At 74.7% G+C, this 18,362-nt stretch carries 14 protein-coding genes; 11 read left to right on the top strand and 3 right to left on the bottom strand.

The genetic code is table 11. From position 1 onward, the window contains the following. Nucleotides 1-63: 63 nt before the first annotated feature. A complete protein-coding gene (locus tag ACFYZS_RS32770; RefSeq protein ID WP_389020634.1) occupies nucleotides 64-3,039 on the bottom strand; it encodes a type I polyketide synthase in 2,976 nt (991 codons plus the stop codon). 182 nt (nucleotides 3,040-3,221) lie between these two features. Between ACFYZS_RS32770 and ACFYZS_RS32765 the strand changes: the two genes are divergently transcribed. The 4 genes from ACFYZS_RS32765 (at nucleotide 3,222) to ACFYZS_RS32750 (ending at nucleotide 9,061) form a co-directional block, all read left to right on the top strand. After that, nucleotides 3,222-6,371, top strand: a complete 3,150-nt coding sequence (locus ACFYZS_RS32765; protein WP_389020631.1) for an amino acid adenylation domain-containing protein — start codon at nucleotides 3,222-3,224, stop codon at nucleotides 6,369-6,371. Next, complete coding sequence (locus ACFYZS_RS32760) at nucleotides 6,368-7,543, top strand: cytochrome P450 (RefSeq protein WP_389020628.1); 1,176 nt, start codon at nucleotides 6,368-6,370, stop codon at nucleotides 7,541-7,543. The genes ACFYZS_RS32765 and ACFYZS_RS32760 overlap by 4 nt, the downstream gene beginning before the upstream one ends. Before the next feature lie 79 nt (nucleotides 7,544-7,622). Beyond that, nucleotides 7,623-8,042, top strand: coding sequence for a RidA family protein (locus ACFYZS_RS32755; protein ID WP_389020625.1), 420 nt, complete (start codon nucleotides 7,623-7,625; stop codon nucleotides 8,040-8,042). Nucleotides 8,043-8,050: 8 nt separating this feature from the next. Beyond that, nucleotides 8,051-9,061: an alpha/beta hydrolase gene (locus ACFYZS_RS32750; RefSeq protein ID WP_389020622.1), complete on the top strand. Its 1,011-nt coding sequence runs from the start codon at nucleotides 8,051-8,053 to the stop codon at nucleotides 9,059-9,061. A 139-nt stretch (nucleotides 9,062-9,200) separates the two neighbouring features. On the opposite strand, the gene ACFYZS_RS32745 is transcribed toward ACFYZS_RS32750, so the two are convergent. Beyond that, entirely contained in the window at nucleotides 9,201-10,451 is a 1,251-nt protein-coding gene (locus ACFYZS_RS32745; RefSeq protein ID WP_389020619.1) for a helix-turn-helix domain-containing protein, read from the bottom strand. A gap of 247 nt (nucleotides 10,452-10,698) precedes the next feature. On the opposite strand from ACFYZS_RS32745, the gene ACFYZS_RS32740 reads away from it, so the two are divergent. Further along, nucleotides 10,699-10,914, top strand: a complete 216-nt coding sequence (locus tag ACFYZS_RS32740; RefSeq protein WP_389020617.1) for a hypothetical protein — start codon at nucleotides 10,699-10,701, stop codon at nucleotides 10,912-10,914. 18 nt (nucleotides 10,915-10,932) lie between these two features. Further along, complete coding sequence (locus ACFYZS_RS32735; RefSeq protein WP_389020614.1) at nucleotides 10,933-11,811, top strand: aminoglycoside phosphotransferase family protein; 879 nt, start codon at nucleotides 10,933-10,935, stop codon at nucleotides 11,809-11,811. 67 nt (nucleotides 11,812-11,878) lie between these two features. Here ACFYZS_RS32735 and ACFYZS_RS32730 read toward each other — a convergent pair whose 3' ends face one another. Next, nucleotides 11,879-13,129 (bottom strand): ATP-grasp domain-containing protein, encoded by a 1,251-nt coding sequence (locus tag ACFYZS_RS32730; RefSeq protein ID WP_389020611.1) that lies wholly within the window; start codon nucleotides 13,127-13,129, stop codon nucleotides 11,879-11,881. A 204-nt stretch (nucleotides 13,130-13,333) separates the two neighbouring features. Between ACFYZS_RS32730 and ACFYZS_RS32725 the strand changes: the two genes are divergently transcribed. The 5 genes from ACFYZS_RS32725 (at nucleotide 13,334) to ACFYZS_RS32705 (ending at nucleotide 18,344) form a co-directional block, all read left to right on the top strand. Beyond that, complete coding sequence (locus tag ACFYZS_RS32725; protein WP_389020609.1) at nucleotides 13,334-14,143, top strand: phytanoyl-CoA dioxygenase family protein; 810 nt, start codon at nucleotides 13,334-13,336, stop codon at nucleotides 14,141-14,143. Between the two features lie 11 nt (nucleotides 14,144-14,154). Further along, on the top strand, nucleotides 14,155-15,204 hold the full coding sequence (locus tag ACFYZS_RS32720; protein WP_389020606.1) for a polysaccharide deacetylase family protein: 1,050 nt from the start codon (nucleotides 14,155-14,157) through the stop codon (nucleotides 15,202-15,204). Continuing rightward, nucleotides 15,201-16,442: an FAD-binding protein gene (locus ACFYZS_RS32715; protein WP_389020604.1), complete on the top strand. Its 1,242-nt coding sequence runs from the start codon at nucleotides 15,201-15,203 to the stop codon at nucleotides 16,440-16,442. Before ACFYZS_RS32720 ends, ACFYZS_RS32715 begins: the two co-directional genes overlap by 4 nt. Before the next feature lie 73 nt (nucleotides 16,443-16,515). Next, complete coding sequence (locus ACFYZS_RS32710; RefSeq protein ID WP_389020601.1) at nucleotides 16,516-17,508, top strand: aldo/keto reductase; 993 nt, start codon at nucleotides 16,516-16,518, stop codon at nucleotides 17,506-17,508. A gap of 44 nt (nucleotides 17,509-17,552) precedes the next feature. Then, on the top strand, nucleotides 17,553-18,344 hold the full coding sequence (locus tag ACFYZS_RS32705; RefSeq protein ID WP_389020599.1) for an SDR family NAD(P)-dependent oxidoreductase: 792 nt from the start codon (nucleotides 17,553-17,555) through the stop codon (nucleotides 18,342-18,344). Nucleotides 18,345-18,362 lie beyond the last annotated feature (18 nt).

Here is an 18,362-nt window from a genome sequence, read left to right as displayed (position 1 = left end):
ACGAGGAAGCCGCCCCCCGGATGATCCGGGGGGCGGCTTCCTCGTACCGGCGGGCGGGTGCGCTCAGCCGGCCTCGGCCGCGGCGGGGTCCGGTGCCCGGGAGGCGAGGGCGGTGACGACCTCGGTCTGGCGGTCGAGGGTACGGGCGAGGAGCAGTTCGCGGATCGGTACCCGCACCCCCAGGTCCGCGCTGAGCCTGCGCGCGAGGCGGGTGACGAGCAGTGAGTCCCCGCCGAGCGCGAAGAAGTCGGCGGTGGCGGCGATGTCCTGGTGGCCGAGCAGCTCGGACCAGAGCCCCGCGACCCGCGCGGGCACGTCGAGGGGGGCCGGCGCCGCCGACTGCTCGGCGGGGGCGGCGGACTCCGGCCGCGGGGCCGCCGGGTCGGGGGCTCCCGCGACACGACGGGGCGCGTCGGGCCGCGGCGCGGCCTCGGGGGCGGTCCGGCGCGGCCCGGCGAAGGGGTAGCCGGGCAGGCGGACGGGGCGGCCCCGGTCGCAGAGGCGGGCGACGGCGAGCGGCTGGCCCATGGTCCAGAGCGTGCCCAGCGCGGCGAGCACGTCCTGCGCCTCGGCGGCGCGGCCGGCCGCCAGCGGGACGGCGGCCAGATCCGCGGCCTCCGCCAGGGCCGACAGGGTCCGGCCGGGACCGGCCTCCACCACCAGCGCGCCGGGCAGGTGCCGGGCGAGGGCGTCGAGTGCCCGGGTGAAGTGCACGGGGTTGCGGGCCGCGGCGGCGAAGGAGTCCGCGGCGACCTCGGTGCCGGGCAGGACGAGCCGGCCGTCGTTGGCGGCCCACGGCAGGGCCGGCGGGTGCACGGCGGTCCGGGCCAGCTCCGCGGCGAGCAGCGGGACGGCCGGCTCGATGAGGGACGAGTGGAAGGCCCGGCCGGTGCGCAGCCGGTGCGTGGCGACGCGTCCGGCGAGCCAGGTGTCGAACTCCTCGACCGCCCGGGGGGTGCCGGCCACGACGCTGGCGTCCGGGGAGTTGACCGCCGCGAGCTCCACCGGCAGGCCGCAGGCGGCCAGCAGCTCGCGGGCCGCGTCCTCGCCGCAGCCCAGGGCGAGCATGGCGCCCTCCGGGCAGTCCTGCATGGCGCGTCCGCGCAGGGTCACGAACCGGGCGGCGTCGGGCAGTTCCAGCACACCCGCCACGCAGGCCGCGGTGATCTCGCCGAGGCTGTGGCCGATCACGGCGCGGGGGACCAGTCCGAGGCCGCGCAGCGCGGCGGCGACGGCGTACTCGACCGCGAACAGCGCGGGCTGGGCCAGCCGGGTCCGCGCGAGCTCCTCCTCGGGGAACGCGGGGTCGTGCAGGGCGCGCCCGAGTTCCGCGGCCAGGCCGGGCTCGAAGGCGGCGAGGCAGTCGGCGAGGGCCTCGGAGAAGCCGGGCAGGGCTTGGGCGAACGGCAGGGCCATGCCGGGGCGCTGGGCTCCCTGGCCTGGGAAGGCCAGCACGAGGGGGGCGGGTCCGGCCTCCGGGGAGCGGCCGCGCACCACGCCGGCGCCGGTGGTGAGGCGGTCGGCGAGGTCGGCGGTGGTGCGGACCGCCACGGCGAGCCGTTCGGGCAGGGCGCTGCGGCCGGTGGCGAGGGTGCGGGTGACGTCGGCCGGGTCGGCGGCGTGGGCGGCGAGGTGGCGGCCGAGGCGGTCGGCGGAGCGCGCGAGGGCCTCGCCGTCCGCGGCGGAGAGCAGGGCGAGGTGTCCGGCCCGCGGCCGGTCCTCCTCCTCGGGCCGGGCGGCGGGGGCGGGCGGCGCCTCGACCACGGCGTGCGCGTTGGTGCCGCCCACGCCGAAGGAGCTGACCCCGGCGCGCCTCGGCTCGGGGCCCGACCACGGCGCGGCGGCGGTGGGGACGTACAGCGGCGAATCCTCGGTGTCCAGGAGGGGGTTGAGCCGGGTGAATCCCGCGACCGGCGGGATCACGCCCTCGCGCAGCACGAACAGGGCCTTGATCAGTCCGGCGAGTCCCGCGGCGTTGTCGAGGTGTCCGGTGTTCGACTTGAGCGCCCCGACGGCGACCTGCCCCGGGGCGGCGCCCGCCGTGCGCAGGGCCGAGGAGGCGGCGGACCACTCGATGGGGTCGCCGACCCGGGTGCCGGTCCCGTGCGTCTCCAGGTAGCCGATGCTCGCGCCGTCGACGTCCGCCGCCTCCAGGGCGGCCCGGATGACGGATTCCTGTCCGTCGGCGGAGGGGGCGTAGTAGCCGGCCTTGGCCGAGCCGTCGTTGTTGACGGCCGTGCCGAGGACGACCCCGTACGGCTCCAGGCCGTCCGCGAGCGCGTCCTCCAGGCGCCGCAGGACGACGCAGGCCACCCCGGAGCCCGCCACCACGCCGTCGGCGCTCTCGTCGAAGGGCCGGCACTCCCCCGCGGCGCTGTGGATGCCGCCGGGTACGTGCAGGTGCCCGGCCTGGGGGTAGGCGACGCCGGCGCCCACGACGAGGGCCTGGTCGCACTCGCCGTTCAGCAGCGCCTGGACGGCCGTGTGGAGGGCGACCAGGGAGGAGGAGCAGGCGGTCTGGACGGCGATCGCGGGCCCGGTCAGGTTGAGCTTGTAGGAGATGAGGCTCGCCATGAAGTCCGGCTCGTTGCCGTGGATGGCGTCTTCGAGGGTCATGGGGTCGAGCCCGCCGCCGGCCAGCATGGCGCGCAGGTAGCCGCTGCCGGCGGCGGAGGCGTACACGCCGGTGGTGAGCGTGGTGTCGAGGGGGCCGGCTCCCGCGTCCTCCAGGGCCGCCCACGCGCACTCCAGCATCAGCCGGTGCTGCGGGTCCATCATCTCGGCCTCGCGCGGGCTCACCCGGAACAGGGCGTTCTCGAAGCGGTCGGCGTCGGGGAGGTGCCCGTGCACCGGTACGAAGTCGGGGTCGTCCAGCAGCCTTCGGGACACCCCGGCCCCGCTCAGCCGCTGCGTGTCGTACCGCGTGGTGAGGACCCGTCCCTCCACCAGGGCCTCCCACCATCCGGCCAGGTCGGACGAGCCGGGAAACCGGCCGGAAACCCCGGTCACGGCTATGTCGAGGGAACGGTCGCGCGTCATGTAGCCACCTTCGGTCAACCTGTGCGGCGCCCTCCTGGGCCGGAGGGCGGTGGTCCCGGCCGCCGCCGGAAGTTCGCCAGGACCGATCAACAAGGTTGCCAGATCAGGCAACTCGATGGCAATCTTCTTGCCATCGTCTTGTCCGACAGATGGGTAACCGGAACAGAGGGGAGAGGGACGGCGTGCGACCAGATCCGAAGTGGACTGCCGGCCCGCGGAACACCGCGCCCGGCGGGGGGCTGCACGAGGCGTTCGCCCGCAGGGCGGCGATGCGCCCCGAGGCCGTCGCCCTCGTCGAGGGGGACCGCGCCACCACGTACGCGGAACTCGACGCGACGGCCGACGCCTGGGCCGCACTGCTCGCCGCCGCGGGGGTCGCGCGCGGCTCGCTCGTGCCGGTGCTGCTGCCCAGGAGCACGGAGCTGGTCACCGCGCTCCTCGCCGTCCTCAAGACGGGGGCGGCCTACGCCCTGTTGGCCCCCGACTGGCCCGCGGACCGGGTCCGGGACGTCCTGCGCGACCTGGACCCGCCCCTCCTCATCGCCCCGGGCGCCGCCGCGGCGCCCGAGGGCCACGCGCCGCCCGTGTGGTCACCGCCGTCCGGGAAGGCGGCGGCGCCCGCCGGCTTCTCGCCCGCGGCCGTCGACGGCGCGGACGCGTGCTGCGTCTTCTTCACCTCCGGAACCACGGGCCGGCCCAAGGGCGTGCTCAGCCCGCACCGGGCGACCGCGCGCCTCTTCCAGCCGGGGTCCTTCGCCGAGTTCACCGCCGAGACGGTGATGCCGCTGGCCGCCGCCACCCCCTGGGACGCCTTCTCGCTCGAGCTGTGGTCCGTCCTGCTCAACGGCGGCACGTCGCTGATCGTGACGGACCCCTACCTCTCCCCCTCGGCCCTGGGCGAGGCCGTGTCCCGGCACCGCACGGACACCGTCTGGCTGACCGCCAGCCTCTTCAACATGATCGTGGACGAGGCTCCGGAGGCCTTCCGCGGACTGCGCCAGGTCGCCATCGGCGGGGAGCGCCTCTCGCCCGGCCACGTCCGCCGGTTCCTGCACCGCCACCCCGAGACCGTGCTCCTCAACGGCTACGGGCCGGTCGAGTCCACGGTGTTCGCCACCACGCACCGCGTCACCGCGCCCGACTGCGACCTCCCCGGCGGCATTCCCCTCGGGCGTCCGGTGCCCGGCACGCAGGTCCACGTCCTGGACGGGGACCGGCCGTGCGCGGTGGGCGAGACCGGGGAGATCTGCCTCGCGGGCGACGGGCTCGCACTCGGCTACCTGGGCGACGCCGTACTCACCGCGCGGAAGTTCACCCGGGTGCGGATCGACGGGGTGGACGTCCGCGTCTACCGCACCGGCGACCTCGGCCGCTGGGACCGGGACGGTCTGCTGCACTACCGGGGCCGCTCCGACCGTCAGCTGAAGATCCGCGGCCACCGGGTCGAGCCGGCGGAGGTCGAGCGCCAGGTGGAGCGGCTCCTGCCCGCCGTACGCCACTGCCGGGTGCTCGCCCGCGCGGACGCCGCCCACGGCGAGCGCGAACTGGTCGCCTTCTGCGTGCCGGTGCGGCCGCGGGACCCGCTGGACGGGGCGCTCGCCGTGCTGCACGAGGGGCTGGTCGCCTACCAGCGGCCCGCCGCGGTGATCGGCGTCGAGGCCTTCCCCGTCACCGCGCAGGGCAAGCTGGACGAACGGGCCCTGCTGGCGCTGGCCGCCGGAGCCTCGCCGGACGGGTCCGGCGAGGCTGCGGCGACGCGTCCGGCGCCGCCCGGCGTACGGCCCGAGGAGCTCGGGGACCCGGTGGTCCGGGCCGTCGCGGAGTCCTTCGCGTCCGTGCTGGAACTCGACGCGGTCCCCCTCGACGTGCCCTTCGTGCGGCTCGGCGGGACCTCGCTCGGCGCGGGCCGGCTCTGCGCACGGCTCGCGGCCCGGCTCTCCCGGCCGGTCCCGGTCTCCTGGCTGTACCAGGATCCGACGGCCGCCGGGCTCGCGCGCCGGCTGGCCGCCGCACCGGCGCCGGCCCCCGTCCCGGTCCCGGTCCGTGCCGACTCCGCGCGGACGCCGCTGTCGGCCATGCAGCTGACGTACCTCACCCCGCAGCTGCTGGATCCGGCGGACCGCACCGGGCACTGCCTGCTGACCTGGGCGATCGAGGGCGGGTTGGACCGGGACGCCCTGGAGGCGGCGATCGCCGAGGTGCACCGGCGGCACGAGTCCCTGCGCGCCGCCTACGTGCTCGACCCGCGGCCCGCGGCGGCGCTCGTGGACATCCCCCCGCCGCCGCTGGAGGTGCTGTCCCCCCGGGAGTCCGTCGCCGCGGCGGCCCGCTCGGCGCGCGCCGAACTCGCCGGGGAACTGGCCCCGGACGTCGGGGAGGTGTGGCGCACCGTGCTGGTGCCCGTCGAGGGCGGGGCGCCGGGCGAGGACACCGCGGTGTTCGGCTGCGTGGTCCACCACGTGGCCTTCGACGGCTGGTCGGAGGGGGTCCTCGCCGAGGACCTGAGCACCGCCTACCGCACGGCGGTGGCCTGCGGCACCGCCGAACTGGGCCCCCGTCCGACGCTCGCGGCCGTGCACCGGGAGCGCGAGGCGCGCCGCCTGGAGGCCGCGGCCGAGAGCCACCACGCCTACGTGCGGGCCGAGTTGGCGGCCGTACCGGCGATGAGCTGGCCGGTCGGCCCCGAGCCGCTGGAGGCGGGGGCGCCGGGCCTGGTGGAGGCGGCGCTGGACGCCGACTCCCTCGCCGGGGTCGATGCCGCGGCCGCCGCGGCGGGGGTCACCCGCTTCGTCGTCCTGCTCTCCCTGTGGGCGGCGAGCCTGTCGGAGGCGACCGGGCAACGGGACTTCGCCGTCGGCGTCCCCGTCGCCCAGCGCGACGGCCCGGAGCTGGAGCAGGCCGTCGGATGCCACATCAACATGCTGTGCCTGCGGCTGCGCGGGGCGGCGCTGGACGGGGACGGGGCCGCCGTCGAGCGGGTCGCCGCGACCGCGGCGCGGGCCTTCGCGGCGCAGGACGTGCCGTTCGCGGACGTCCTGTCGCTGGTGGACCCGCCGAGGAACGGCCGGCCCCCGCTGTACCAGACGCTCTTCGCCTGTCAGGACAACGCCGCGCCCCGGCTCGACCTCGTGGGCGCGAACACCGCCCTGCTGCGCCAGCCCTACCTGGGCCTGCCGCTGGAACTGCACACCGAGCTGTGGCCCGCGGGCGACGACGGGCTGCTCGTGCACACCGCCTTCCGGCCGGACTCCGTCGCGGAAAGCACCGCGCGGGAGGTATCCAAGCGCTTCGCGGAGCGGGTGCGCACCCTTTTCCCAGGAGTCACGCCATGACGACGACCCTCGTATCCCCCGACCTGCTGACCGACCCCGACCTGCACGCCTGCGGTGATCCGCACGCGGTGTGGCGGTGGATGCGGTCCAACGCCCCGGTACACCGCCACGAGGCGTCACGGCAGCTGCCCGCGTTCTGGTCGCTGACCCGCCACGAGGACATCCGGTCCGTGTACCGGGACGCGGCGGCCTTCAGCTCGGCGCGCGGCGTACTGCTGCGCCAGGGCGACGACCCCGGCGGCGGCATGACGCTCGCGCTGACCGACGCACCGCGGCACAAGCAGCTGCGCGGCCTGATGGCGGACTGGTTCAACACGCGCTCCGTGCGCGGCCTGGAGGGCTACGTCCGGGCGGCGACCCGCAGCGTCCTGGGACGGGCCGTGGAGCTCGGCTCGTGCGACTTCGCACACGACGTGGCGGGGCGGCTGTCGCTGTCGGTGATCTGCCACATCCTGGGCATCCCCGAGCGGGACCACGAGGACCTGTACCGGTGGACGAACGAGGCGTTCGAGGCCCATGCGTCGCTGGTCTCGCACCCGATGCTCGTCGAGTACTTCATGGAGCTGCTCTACCGGCGGATGGAGGAGCCGACCGACGACCTGCTGAGCTCCCTCGTCAACGGCACGGTGGACGGCGAGCTGCTGACCGAGGAGGAGGCGCTCTTCAACTGCGAGAACCTCATCGGGGCCACCGAGAACGGGCGGCTGGCCCTGATCGGGGGCATGCAGGCCTTCCTGGAGCACCCGGAGCAGTGGCGGCGGCTGGCCGCCGACCGGAGCCTGATGCCCGGCGCCGTCGAGGAGGTCCTGCGCTGGACCTCCAGCGCGACGCACAGCATGCGCGTCGCCACCCGCTCGGCGGAGATCCGGGGTACGCGGATCGAGGCCGGCGACCGCGTCGTCCTGTGGCTGCCCTCGGCCAACCGCGACGAGGACGTCTTCACCGATCCGTACCGGTTCGACATCGCCCGCAGCCCCAACCGGCACATCGCCCTGGCCGCCGGAGAGCACTTCTGCATCGGCAGCACGCTGGCGCGGGCCGAGATGCGCGTCCTGTTCACGGAGCTGCTGGACGGCGTGGGCGCGATCGAGCAGAGCGGCCCCGCGCGCCGGCTGCGGTCCCTCGAGGTGGGCGGCCCGGAGAGCCTGCCGGTCCGCCTCACCGCGAAGTGACGGCCGTACGGGACCGTCGGGCCGGTCGGGCCCCCCTTTCCCAGACCCACATCACCACGACCCGTCCAGGAGTGAAGACATGACGGACAAGAAGGAACGGCCCGCCCTCGTGCACCTGTCGCACCCCGCCGGGGTCGCCCCCAGCTCCGGGTACACCCACGTGGTCACGGGGCCGGGACGGGTGGCCGCCATCGCCGGCCAGATGCCGTTCGACGCCGACGGCGAACTGGTCGGCCCCGGCGACCCCGCCGCCCAGGCCCGGCAGGTGTTCGCCAACATGGCGGGCTGCCTCGCCGCCGCCGGAGCCACGTTCGACCACGTCGTCAAGCTGACCTACTTCGTGACCGACATCGCCTTCGTCCCGCAGATCCTGGCCGCGCGGGACGAGTTCATCGACACCGAGCGCCCGCCGGCGAGCACCGTGGTCCAGATCGTGGCGCTCTACCGCCCCGACCTGCTCCTCGAGGTGGACGCCCTGGCCCTGCTGCCCATCGAATGAGGAGCACCATGACCGTCACCGACTCCCTTCCCCCGCTGCGGGCCGGCCTGCAGGCGCCCCCGCCGCCCTTCGACGCCGAGCTGGCCGGGCCGATCGGCTGGATCCTCGGCGAACTCCCCATGCCCCTGACCCCCGAGCTGGTCCCGGACCGGCGCCGCCGTTCCGCCGCGGGGCGGCTGAGCGACGAGGCGATCCGCCGCGGCGGGGCCTTCGAGATCGAGGAGCGGCAGGTGCCCGGCCCGGCCGGCGCCCCCGCGACCACGCTGCTGATCTGCCGGCCGGCCGCGGCCGAGGGTCCCGTACCCGTCATCTACCACACGCACGGCGGCGGCATGGTGGCCGGCAGCCACCGCAGCACCGAACTGGTCGGCGAGCTGGACCGGGCCCAGGAGCTGGGGGCGGCCGTGGTCTCCGTGGAGTACCGGCTGGCGCCGGAGCACCCGGACCCGGCGCCGGTGGAGGACTGCTACGCCGGACTGTGCTGGCTGGCGGAGCACGCCGAGGCCCTCGGTCTGGACCCGGACCGCGTCTTCCTCAGCGGCAACAGCGCCGGCGGGGCGCTCGCCGCGGGCCTCGCGCTGCTGGCGCGGGACCGGTCCGGTCCGCGGCCGGTCGGCCAGGTACTGCAGTTCCCGATGCTCGACGACCGCTGCGACACGTTCTCCGCCGGTCAGATGGCGCGCGTGGGCCTGTGGGACGGGGAGTCCAACCGGGCCGGCTGGACGGCCCTGCTGGGCGAGCGGCGCGGCGCGCCGGACGTCTCCTGCTACGCCGCCCCGGGCCGGGCGCAGGACCTGTCGGGGCTCCCGCCCGCCTTCATCGAGGTCGGTTCGGTGGAGGCGCTGCGCGACGAGGGCATCGCCTACGCGTCACGCATCTGGCAGACCGGTGGCGAGGCCGAACTCCACGTGTGGTCGGGGGCGTTCCACAGCTTCGACGAGTGGGTCCCGGACGCGGCCGTCTCACGGTCCGCGCACCGGGCGCGGGTGGCCTGGATGCGCCGCGTACTGGCCGCGTGAACGTTGCGGCCCGATCGGCACCGTGCCCCGAGGGCCCTGGCTCAGGTCAGGGCCCCCGGGGCACGTGCGGTCGTACGCCGCCCGGTCGCGGACGCGCCGAAGCCGGCCGACGCGAGGTCGACCGGCCGTCCTGCCTGCTTCAGCGCCGGGAGGCGCCGCCCGCCTGCTCGGCGTTCTCCAGCGTCTCGGCCAGGACCCGCCAGATCTCGGCGGCCAGGTCCATGTTCGAGGCGCGGCGGGCTTCCTCGCCCAGCTTCTTGAGCCGTGCGCGGCCCTGCTGCTGGTGGCCTTCCACGATCAGCAGCAGGCTGTCGAGGGTCTGCAACCGGATCCGGTCGCGGTAGGTCAGCCGCAGGTTGTCGAAGTCGAGCTTGTCGTGGGCGGCGCGGGCGTCCTCGTAACGGCCCTCCTCGAAGGCGAGGTGGGCCTGGAGCACCAGCAGCTCCTGCTGCTGGACGGGCGTGCCGATGAGCGACAGCGCCGTCTCGGCCTGCGCCAGGCACGTCCGGGCCTTCTCGGTCAGGGCGGGTCTGGACTGCAGGTACAGCGAGGCGGCGGCGAGTCTCAGCCGCGCCCACAGGATGGGGTCGACGCGGCTGTCGAGCGCCTGCATGGCCTGCCCCAGGTACGCGTGGACCGCCTCGTCGTCCCCTTGGCGGGAGCAGACGGTGGCCGCCGACCAGAGGGCCTCGGCGCGCAGCGCGTCCGACCGGCCCTCCACGAGCGCGACGAGTTCCTCGGCGTGCACCCGGGCGTCCGTGACCCGGCCGGCCTCCGCCTCGGCCGAGACGAGCGCCAGCAGGGCGGTCCCGGTGTCGGAGACGGAGAGGCCGGCCTCCTTGGCCACGCGGTACGCGGTCTCGGCGAGTTCGAGTGCCCGGGCGACCTCGCCCACCGAGCGCAGGCACCGGGCGAGCTGGGTGCCCGACCGGCACTGCAGCGCGGGGAGTGCGAGCTCGTCGGCCAGCTCGGCCAGCTCTTCCAGGCACGCCCGCTCCGCCGCGCGCTCGCCGTGCCGGGACCGGTACCCGGCGATCACCCACAGGGCCTGCCAGCGCAGCAGCGGATCCTCGGCGCCGGCGGTCGCGAGCACGTCGATGAGTTCCTCGACGGACTCGTCACAGTCGGAGGAGGCCGCGATGCTCAACGCCTGCGTCAGCGAGCTGCCGCCGGCGGTGGCCGCGACGGGCAGTGCGTCGAAGGCCATGCGGTCCACGCCCAGCTGTTTGGCAAGGTAGGCGATCACTCGCTCGGTGGGCTGGCGCGCACCGGATTCGAGGCGTGACAAATACCCCGTGGAGATCTCCTCGCCGGCCAATGAGGCCTGGGAGAGCCCGCGTTGCAGCCTCAAAGCCTTGAGGCGCGCGCCGAAAGATGACTCGTCTGTCATATGGGTCCTGCAATCAATTCTCGAAATACAACCCTGATCGCGCCCCCAACGCTTTGTACGTCATCGTAGCGCCTCCCGGGCGCCTTGGCAAATAATTTGCCGCTTGGCAACTTCTGGCAAATCATCTTGCCAGGGCGGGGTCGGGCGCTCTAGGTTGATCGAGGCCGAGCCGCTCCAAGCAGGCTTCGAGCCACCACCTCCCACTCTTCGATCCCTCGCCATGGGATCTTCCGTTCGGAGTCGTTTCATGCGTATTCGCATCCTCGTCACGTCCGCCGTCCTGCTCTCGGTCGCCGCGGTCGCCACCGCCGCCGCCCCCGGGATCGACTGGCCGGTGGCGTCCACCACCCGGATCGCCGGCACGGGCCAGGCCGGTGGCTCGGGCGACGGCATCGACTGGCCGGCAGCGCCCGCCGCCCCCGCCGGCACGGTCGGCGAGTCCCGCGTCATCGACCTGCCCTGACCCGACACCATGGCCAAGATGCACGCAGACGAAGCGCACACCGACGAGGACCTGGTCCTGCGGCTGCTCCGCGGACAGTTCCCCCAGTGGGCGGACCTGCCGGTACGGCGCCTGGAGTCCGGCGGGACCGTCAACGCGATCTACCGGGTCGGCACCGAGCTGACCGTACGGCTGCCGCTCACCGCGGGCGGCGCCGGAACGCTGGAGCGGGAGGCCCACTGGCTGCCGCGGCTGGCTCCCCTGGTGCCCGTTCCCGTCCCGGAGGTCGTCGGGCTGGGCGAGGCCGCCGAGGGCTACCCCTGGGGGTGGGCCGTCCACCGGTGGATCGACGGCGAGGTGCTGGTCGAGGGCCGGGCGCAGGAGCCCGAGCGGCTGGCCCGCGACCTCGCGGCCTTCGTCACCGCGATGAGCGCGGCGGAGCTCGGTGCGGGGCCCCGGGCCCACCGGGGCAGACCGCTGGGCGCCGCCGACGCCGAGACCCGTGCCGCGATCGAGGAACTGCGGCACACGGACGAGCCGTTCGACGCCGACGCGGCCCTCGCCGCGTGGGAGGAGGCGCTCGCCGCCCCCGGGTGGTCCGGGGAGCCGCGGTGGATCCACTCCGACCTCATGCCGAGCAACCTGCTGGGCACCGGCGGCCGGCTGGCCGCGGTGATCGACTTCGGGACCGCGGGCCTGGGAGACCCCGCTGTCGACCTCATTCCCGCGTGGAACCTGCTGCCGTCGGCCGCGCGGCGGGTCTTCCGCGAGGAGGTGGACGCGGACGACGCCGCGTGGGCCCGCGGCCGCGGGTGGGCCCTGTCCATGGCGGTCGTCCAGCTGCCTTATTACCGTAGGACGAATCCGGTGATCTCCGCCAACGCCCGCTACGTGATCCGTCAGGTGCTCGCGGGCTGAGGCTCCGTCACGAGGAGGGGGCGGGCGCGATACTTCGCGCCCGCCCCCTCCTTTCGCGTCCCGCCCGCTACGCGAGCCGGAACACCTCCTTGGACAGGTCCTGGACCCGGGCCTGGTCGCGGGCCAGGGCGGACGCGTCGGCGTGGGCCATGTGCACGGTCAGCGGGCTGGACGGCAGGTCGACGGTGGGCCGGATCCGGTCGCCCGGGCCGGTCTTCAGCGTGAGCGCCCGCACCGACTCGACCTCCTCGATCCGCTGCAGGACCGTCGCGTCGACGGACGCCACGACGCCCGCGAGGTCCGTGGCCGCGTGGTACACCAACGCCTCCCTGAGCCGGCGGTAGGTACGGCCGGCGAACTCCTCGGCGAACTCCTCCGGGCGCAGCCAGGCGAGCGCGCTCGCCCGCGCCTGGTCCGCGCCGAAGCACCCGGCGTCGAAATCCGGGTTCATCGTGCCGCCCATGCGGGCTCCGATCTCGACCAGCGCGGGCCCGTCGGCCGTCATCATGACCTCGGCGTGCGCGGCGCCGAACTCGATGCCGAGGGCCTCCAGCACGTCGTGGGTGTAGGAGGTCAGTTCGGCGACCACCGGGTCGTCCGGCGGGACGAGCAGGTTGCGGTGGGGGACGTTGTGGGCGCCGCGGCGCCGTTTGTCGTAGCGCCACACGCCGGCGTTGTAGCGCTCTCCCCGGCAGGAGACGGTGTCCACGATGTACTCGGTGCCCTCGAGGTAGGACTGCGCCAGGACCTCGACGTTGGTCTCGCCGTACATGGTGACGGTGCCGAGGATCTCCTCGGCGGCGGCGCGCACCCGGGCCGGGTCGGTGCAGATGGACACGCCCTGGGAGCCGGAGGCCGCCAGCGGCTTGACCACGACCGGCCGGCCGCCCTCCTCCCGCGCCCAGGCCTCGACGGCGTCGACGTCGTCGGACCTGAACTGGCGGGCACAGCGCACACCGGCCTTCCGGACGGCTTCGATCATCCGGTACTTGTCCCGGCGCGCCGCCGACAGGGCGGAGCCGTTGGTCGGCAGGCCCAGCATTTCGGACAGGACGTCGGCGAGCGGTACGCCGGGCTCCTGGCCGGCCACCACGGCGGCCGGGCGCAGCGCGGCCAGCCGCCCGGCGGTCTCGACCGGGTCGGCGGCGACCAGGGCCTTCGTGTAACCGCTCAAGTCGGGTGCCTTCAGGGACTTCAGGGGCTCGGGCGTGCTGGACAGGTGCACGACCTCCGCGCCGAGTCCGGCGAAGGCCGCCCGGAGGTGTCTGCCCGTCCCGTACGCGTCGACGAGGACGACCAAGGGGTGATCAGCTCGCATGCTGCCTCCGCGGAGCACTCAGTTGCCATGCTAGGCAATGTTGGTTGCCAAGATTATTGACCATCTAGGCAACTTCTGTCACTCTTTCCGGACAGAGCCGCTCGATTGAGCCGAAGCATCCGGTCGCCGAAGACGCCTGACACCTCGCCGTGTCCCCGGGCGCGCGACCGGCCAGTTCATCAATGAAGAACGGAGCTCTCACCCATGTCCGTGCAGACGTTGCACACCCCTACCCGGCTGCCCGAACTCGACGACGCCCAGAGGGCCCGGTTCGACCGGTCCGGATTCCTCGTACTGCCAGGCTTCCTCCCGAACGACCTGGTGACCCGGGTCAAACAGGAGGTCGACACCTGGGTCGACACCGGACTGCGGGCCCGGTCCATCGCCTCCGTGATCGACTACGCCACCCACGGGGTGCCGGACGTCCTGGAGCTCGACCTCCCCGGCCACGGCGAACTCCTCGCCCACGAACCGCTGCTGGACGTGATCGGGCAGCTGCTGGGCCCCGGGTTCGGCTTCCACCACATGCACAGCGACCGGCACGCCCCCGACCTCCCCGGCAAGGGGTGGCACCACGACTACGAGCAGCGCTTCCCGTCGCACCGGACGCACACGATGGTCCACGCGCTGCACTATCTCGACGGCATCGACCCGGACATGGCCGGACTGGCCGTACTGCCCGGATCGCACCGCGAGGTGGCGGCGAAGACGGCCCGCGCGCACCTGGGCACCGGCGTGCTGCCCGGCGAGGTGTACCTCGAGGAGCTGCCGGCCGGATCGACCGTGCTGCTGCACTCCGCCCTCTTCCACGCCCGCCGGGCGAAGCCGCAGTTCCCGGGCCGCCCGCGCTATTTCGTCGACGCCTCCTACTGCGAGGCCGGGGTGCTGTGGCCGCCGGTCAAGCCGTACTGGCGGGAGATGTTGCAGCGGGCGCGCCTGCTCGGGCTCGGCGGCGCGCAGTGGCCGGGCCTCTTCGCCGAGCACCACTTCAGCGCATACGCCCGGCCCGAGTGAGGGAGGACCAGATGCTGCACGCGGGAATCTCATGGCACGCGGGCGGGTACCGCCTGGCGGTGGTCGGCCCCGACGGCCGCCGCGTCCCCGTCCCCGGCGACTACGCCTCGCACCGCGCGGACGAGCTGATCGCGCAGCTGCGCGGGCTCGGCGACCGGCTCGGCATCGTCGTGGAGAGCACCAACGGCACGCTGGACGGCCGCATGATGGCGGCCGGCCTGCGCGTGCACCGCGCCGATCCGTGGCTGCTGCCGGACCGGCCGCTGCTGGGCTCGGTCCCGGCCGAGGAACTGGCCCTCGCGAGCCTGCGCGGCGGGCGCGGCCTGGTGCGGCTGGAGGCCCGGCGGGGCACCCAGACGGGCCGCGAGGAGGAGCTGGCCGCTCAGATCGCCTCATCGGCCGGCGCGGACCGGGAACTGGGCCTGGCGGGCCGCTTCTTCAGCCACGGCGGCCGCGGGCGCCGCGAGGTCGCGCTCACCTTCGACGACGGACCGCTGCCGCCCTACACGGGACAGATCCTCGACGTCCTGGAGCGCTACGGCGTCCCGGCGACCTTCTTCTGCGTCGGCATCAACGCGGGCGGGTTCTCCGAGGACCTGACGCGGATGCGCGAACAGGGCCACGCCATCGGCAACCACACCTGGTCGCACCCGTTCCTGCCCGAGCTGTCGCGGCCCCAGCTGGCCGAGCAGATCGACCGCACCGCCGAGGCGATAGCCGACGCGAGCGGAGGCGAGGCGCCCCGGCTGTTCCGGCCGCCGTACGGAGCGCGGACACCGCAGGTCATGGACTGGCTCAAGGACTTCGACGCCACCACCGTGCTGTGGGACGTCGCGCCGGACGACTGGGCCTTGCGGCAGGCCGACGCCATCGCGCGCGACGTACTGGCCGAGGTCCGTCCCGGCTCCGTGATCCTGCTCCACGACGGCGGCGGCGACCGTTCGCCCACCGTGGCCTCGCTCCCGCCCATCATCGAGGGCCTGCTGGAGCGCGGGTACGAGTTCGTACGCGTCGACGACATGATCGAGCGGACCCGCTCCGGGCTGGTGGCGGCCTCATGAGGAACTGGGCCGGCAACATCGACTTCGGTACGGCCCGGACCGCTCGGCCCGGGTCGGTCGACGAGCTGCGCCGCATCGTCGCGCGCAGCGAACGGGTCCGCGCGCTCGGCGCCGGCCACTCCTTCAGCGGGATCCTGGAGACGGCGGGCGGGTTCGTCCGGATCGACGGGCTGCCGCCGGCCGTCGACATCGACGCGGAGGCGGGCACCGCCACGGTGACCGCCGGAATGCGGTACGCCGACGTCGCCGCCGCACTGCACCGGGCGGGCCACGCGCTGGCGAACCTGGCGTCCCTGCCCGACCTGTCCGTCGCCGGGGCGACCGCCACCGGCACCCACGGGTCCGGCGACACGCAGCGGAGCCTGGCGGCCGCCGTGGCCGGGCTGGAACTCGTCGGCCCCGAGGGCGACCTGGTCGAGCTGCGCCGCGACGTGGACCGGGACACCTTCGCCGGGTCGGTGGTCTCCCTCGGGGCGCTGGGCGTGGCCACCCGGGTGACCCTCGAGATCGAGCCGGCGTTCGAGGTGGCCCAGTCGGTGCGGACGGCGGTGCCGCTCGACGAGATCCGGGACCGCTTCGACGAGGTGTCCGGCGCCGCGTACAGCGTCAGCGTGTTCACCACGTGGGGCGACGAGGCGTCCGTGTGGCTCAAGCGCCGCACCGACCGGCCCGTGACCGGGCCGGACCTCGGGACCCCCGCGCCCGGTCCGCTGCACCCGGTGCCCGGGGCCGACCCGGCGCCGTGCACGGCCCAGCTGGGCGAGCCCGGCCCGTGGCACCTGCGGCTGCCGCACTTCCGTCCGGGCGCCACCCCGGACGCGGGTGACGAGCTGCAGTCCGAGTACTTCCTGCCGCGCGCCGCGGCCCCGGCCGCGTTCGAGGCGCTGCGCGGGATCGGCGGGATCCTCGGTCCGGTCCTGCACGTGGCCGAGGTCCGGACCGTGCGCGGCGACGACCTGTGGCTGAGCCCGGCGTACGAACGGGACTCGGCGGCGTTCCACTTCACCTGGGTCAAGGACGCCCCGCGCGTGCTGCCGGTGATCGCCGCCGTCGAGGAACTGCTGGCGCCGCTGGGGGCGCGCCCCCACTGGGCGAAGCTGACGGCCATGACCGGCGCCGACATCCGGTCCTGCTACCGCCGCGCGTCCGATTTCGCGGAGCTGCTCGCGAAGTCCGACCCCCACGGGAAGTTCGCCAACGAGTTCGTCGACGGGCTGTTCTCCCCGGGGGCCCGGTGACCCGCCGCGGGCGGTGCGCCGCGGACCGCACCCCTCCCGACCCCTTGTCCCAGCGATCGCGGAAGGCACGCGCGTGGAAAAGCGACTTCTGACCAAGACCGAGCGGAAGGTCTCCGTCGTCGGCCTCGGCACCTGGCAGTTCGGCGACGGATGGGCCCACGTGCGCGAGCACGACGTCCGGGCCATCCTCGACGCGGCCGCCCTGGCGGGTGTCGACTTCATCGACACCGCCGACGTCTACGGCGACGGCCGCAGCGAACGGCTGATCGGCCAGTTCCTGCGGGAGTTCCGTACCTCGTGGGGCGAACGGCCCACCGTGGCGACCAAGCTGGGGCGCCGCGGCGCGCAGGAGCCCGGCGCGTTCACCCTCGACAACTTCCGCGCGTGGACCGACCGCTCCCGGGCCAACCTGGGGACCGAGACGCTCGACCTCGTGCAGCTGCACACCCCGCCGGACGCCGTCTTCGAGTCCGACGCGGTCTTCGACGCCCTGGACGTACTGGTCGACGAGGGCCGGATCAAGGCGTACGGCGTCAGCGTGGAGACCTGTGCCCAGGCCATGACGGCCCTGGCGCGGCCGAACGTCGCGTCGGTGCAGATCATCCTGAACGTGTTCCGGCGCAAGCCGCTGGAGCAGGTGCTGCCGGCCGCCCGGGCCGCCGGCGTGGGCGTCATCGCCCGGGTGCCGCTGGCCTCCGGCCTGCTGTCCGGGAAGTTCCGGCGCGACACCGTCTTCGCCGCGAGCGACCACCGCAACTACAACCGGCACGGCGAGCAGTTCGACGTCGGCGAGACCTTCTCCGGCGTCGACTACGAGACCGGCCTCGCGGCGGCGGGCGAGTTCACCGGCATGGTGCCCGCGGGTGCCACGCCCGCCCAGCTCGCCCTGCGCTGGGTCACCCAGCAGGAGGGCGTGACCACGGTGATCCCGGGTGCCACCTCGGTGGCACAGGCCCGGTCCAACGCCGCGGTCGGGTCCATGGAGCCCCTGTCCGAACAGACCCTCGAGCGGCTGAGCGAACTGTACGACCGCCGGATCCGCGCCCAGGTGCACCACCTCTGGTGACCGCGGACCGCAGAGCCGCCCTCCCCCTTCCCAGGAGCCGCAGCATGAAGATCGCCGGAGAGACCGTCCTCCTCACCGGTGCGACCGGAGGCATAGGCCGGGCGCTCGCCGCCCGGCTGGCCGGGGCCGGTGCCGACCTGATCGTGACCGGCCGCGACGGCGACGCGCTGCGCGCGCTCGCCGAGCCGCTGGGCGCCCGGTGGGTGGCCGCCGACCTCGCCGACCCGTACGACGTGGAGCACCTCGCGGAGGCCTGCGCCGGCGCCGGGATCCTGGTGGCGAACGCCGCCCTCCCGGCCAGCGGCGACCTGCTGGAGTACACGCCGGAGCAGATCGACCGCGCCCTGGCGGTGAACCTGCGCTCGACAGTCGTGCTGGCGCGGCTGCTCGCGCCGGCGATGGCGGGGGCGGGCCGCGGTCACCTCGCCTTCGTGGGATCGATGTCGGGCAAGGCCGCCACCCCGTATTCCTCGCTCTACACGGCGTCGAAATCCGGGCTGCGCGGCTTCGCCCACGCCCTGCGGCTGGACCTGGGCCCGGCCGGGGTCGGGGTGTCGCTGATCCAGCCCGGTTTCGTCTCCGAGGCCGGCATGTTCGCCCGGACCGGGGCTCCGCTGCCGCGCGGCGCGCGGGCGGTCACACCGGACCAGGTGGCCTCGGCGGTGCTCCGCGCCGTCGAACACAACCGCGGCGAGATCAACATCGCGCCGCTCGGGCTGCGGCTGCGCTGCGCCCTGTCGGTGCAGTTCCCCACCGTCGCGGCCCGGCTCCAGGGGCGCGGCGCCCCGGACGACAGCGGGCGGCGCATCGTCGACGCGCAACGGGCCTCCCGGTGAGGCGCCGGGTGAACGCAC

Source organism: Streptomyces sp. NPDC001903 (assembly GCF_042891345.1).
Taxonomy (GTDB): domain Bacteria; phylum Actinomycetota; class Actinomycetes; order Streptomycetales; family Streptomycetaceae; genus Streptomyces.
Note: the sequence above shows the minus strand (reverse complement) of the source record. Positions and strands in the feature narration are given on the sequence as shown.